The 2827-nt window shown below is 65.2% G+C and carries 3 protein-coding genes; 1 reads left to right on the plus strand and 2 read right to left on the minus strand.

What is annotated here, in order from left to right; genetic code table 11:
- Positions 1-244: 244 nt before the first annotated feature.
- A complete protein-coding gene (locus tag CVM52_RS24950) occupies positions 245-793 on the minus strand; it encodes a peroxiredoxin (protein ID WP_100164975.1) in 549 nt (182 codons plus the stop codon).
- 204 nt (positions 794-997) lie between these two features.
- Between CVM52_RS24950 and lipA the strand changes: the two genes are divergently transcribed.
- Entirely contained in the window at positions 998-1951 is a 954-nt protein-coding gene (gene lipA / locus CVM52_RS24955; RefSeq protein WP_240621072.1) for a lipoyl synthase, read from the plus strand.
- Positions 1952-2034: 83 nt separating this feature from the next.
- Here the strand turns inward: lipA and CVM52_RS24960 are convergent.
- The coding region (locus CVM52_RS24960) for a c-type cytochrome (RefSeq protein ID WP_100164977.1) at positions 2035-2827 on the minus strand (793 nt) is incomplete at its 5' end.

The raw sequence follows: 2827 nt of genomic DNA on the forward strand, positions 1-2827 counted from the left end.
CGGCCGCGCCCTGGTTCGACCGTCTGGCGCGGGTGCTGACCGAGGTGGGCGAGGCCGAGATCGCCGCCGCCCGCCGCCGCGCCGCGGCGTGAACTGGTCGCTGTCCGGCATTGGCTGACAGCGCCAGTGCCGGACCTCGCCACATTTGGCCGCCGAGACTGGCCAAGCTCTACTTCGACCGCGCAAATGAAAACGCCCCGGCACCGGGCCGGGGCGTTCTAAGATGTGGTCAGCGACCGTCCGCTCAGGCGGCTTCGACCTTGGCGGCGTCACGCAGCCAGGCCAGCACGGTTTCCGGCGAGGACACGCCATAGGGGTCTTCGCCGTGGTTGTCGCACAGGCCCGGCTCTTCGAACCAGGCTTCGATCACGCCGTCATTGACCACGGCGGCATAGCGCCACGACCGCAGGCCAAAGCCCAGATTGTCCTTGCGCACCAACATGCCCATGCGGCGGGTGAATTCGCCCGAGCCGTCGGGGATCACCTTCACATTGCTCAGGCCCTGGGACTCGGCCCACTTGTTCATGACAAAGCTGTCATTGACCGACATGCAGTAGATTTCGTCGATTCCCAGCGCGGCGAAATCGGCAAAACCGTTTTCGAAACCGGGCAGCTGGTAGGTCGAGCAGGTCGGTGTGAAGGCACCGGGCAGCGAGAACAGGACAACCCGCTTGCCGGCGAAATAGGAGGTCGTGGTCAGATCTTCCCAGCGGAACGGGTTGGGACCGCCGACGCTTTCGTCGCGCACGCGGGTGTGGAACGTCACTTCGGGCAGGCGATAGCCGGTTTTCATGGAGTTTCCTTTCGGGTCGGTCTGTATATCTGGGTAAATCGCAGCGGTTATGCTGCGTTGCAGCTTCGCTTAGGACGATTCCCAAGGGGGCTCAAGGGGGCGGGTCCGGTTGGTACCGCTTGCAAGGCCGCTATGAAATTTGGGTCATTACATTTTGGGCGGTATCGGATTAAAAAGAATGCAAATATGGAGGACCTCCAGCAGATGCGCGACCTGAAAATCCCAGCCCAGCGTCACCCGGAAAAGGCGCACCGCCCGGATAATGCCCAGCCGAAGAAACCCGACTGGATCCGGGTCAAGGCGCCCAGCGGCGCCGGCTATGCCGAAACCCGCCGCATCATGCGCGAGAACAACCTGGTCACCGTCTGCGAAGAGGCCGGCTGTCCCAATGTCGGCGAATGCTGGTCGCAGGGTCATGCCACCATGATGATCATGGGCGAGGTCTGTACCCGCGCCTGCAGCTTCTGTAACATCGCCACCGGCAAGCCGCCCGAGGCGCTGGACGTGTTCGAGCCCGGTCGCGTCGCCCATGCGGTGGAAAAGCTGGGGCTGAACCATGTGGTGATCACCTCGGTCGACCGCGACGATGTCGAGGATGGCGGCGCCGACCATTTTGCCCAGACCATCCGCGCCATCCGCCACCGCAGCCCCGGCACCACGATCGAGATCCTGACGCCGGATTTCCTGCGCTGCGATCCCGCGGTGCTGGAGGTGGTGGTCGACGCGCGCCCGGACGTGTTCAATCACAACCTGGAAACCGTGCCCGGCCTCTACCCCGAGGTGCGCCCCGGCGCGCGCTATTTCCATTCGCTGCGGCTGTTGCAGCGGGTGAAGGAACTGGACCCGTCGATGTTCACCAAGTCCGGCATCATGGTCGGCCTGGGCGAAGACAAGCAATCGGTGCTGCAGGTGATGGACGACATGCGCGCCGCCGACGTGGATTTCCTGACCATCGGACAGTATCTGCAGCCGACGCCGAAGCACCACCGGGTTGATCGTTTCGTGACGCCGGAAGAGTTTGCCAGCTATGAAAAGGCCGCCTATGGCAAGGGCTTCCTGATGGTATCGGCCACCCCGCTGACCCGGTCGAGCTATCACGCCGGCGATGACTTCGCCCGCCTGCGCGAGGCGCGGCTAGCCCGGCTGGCCGGCGCCTAGGCCCGGCCGCAACGGGCAAATTCCGTCGGCGGAATTTGCCAAAAGTCATCAATGACTTTTCGCCGCGCGAGCCGGGCCGGGCGCTATTGCCCTTCCGGCACCGCCTTGAGATAGGCGGCGATTGCGGCGCGGTCTTCGGCGCTCAGATGGGCCAAGTTGGCGATCACGTCGGCCATTTCGCCGCCGGCGCTGTCGAAATCCGGGGTAAAGCCGGTTTCCAGGTAATAGGCGATATCCTCGGCGCTCCAGTCCAGCTGAGACGGGGCGATCCCGGGGATCCGGCCCTCGCCCGACGGGTTGGGCGCTCCTTGTAGCCATTGCGCGCTGTCCAATCCGCCAAACGCGTCGCGCGGCGTATGGCATTCGGCGCAATGGCCCAGCGCCTCGACCAGATAGCGCCCGCGCTCCAGCGTCTCGCCCTCGACCGGGACCACCCAGTCGCCGTTCAGGTAAAGCTGTTTCCACAGGCCCAGCCCCCGGCGCACCGTGAAGGGAAAGCTCAGCTCATGCGGCAGGCTGGCCACGTCCGAGGGTGGCAAGGTGTCCAGGAACGCCTTCAGATCCGCCACGTCCTGCAGCGTCATCCGGGCATAGGTGGTATAGGGCAGCGAGGGATAATAATGCCGGCCCGCCGGCGAGACCCCGGCGATCAGCGCATTGGCCAGGTCCTGCGTGCTCCAGCCGCCGATGCCGGCACTGCTGGGCGAGATATTGGGAGCGACGAAAGTGCCGAACGGGCTGGTAATGCGATAGCCGCCGGCCAGCACCAGCCGCGCGTCGCCTTCGGAGTCCGGCGCAGCATGGCAGGCGGCGCAGCCAGCGGCCCAGAACACCGTCTCGCCACGTGCCGCGTCGCCGTTCAGGCCGGCGGTGGCG

It is taken from the genome of Pseudooceanicola lipolyticus, from assembly GCF_002786325.1.
Taxonomy (GTDB): domain Bacteria; phylum Pseudomonadota; class Alphaproteobacteria; order Rhodobacterales; family Rhodobacteraceae; genus Pseudooceanicola_C; species Pseudooceanicola_C lipolyticus.

Excerpts from the sequence above, each read along its gene's own strand:
- CVM52_RS24950 (WP_100164975.1), bottom strand. The coding sequence starts at position 793 with ATGAAAACCGGCTATCGCCTGCCCGAAGTGACGTTCCACACCCGCGTG.
- lipA (WP_240621072.1), top strand. The coding sequence starts at position 998 with ATGCGCGACCTGAAAATCCCAGCCCAGCGTCACCCGGAAAAGGCGCAC.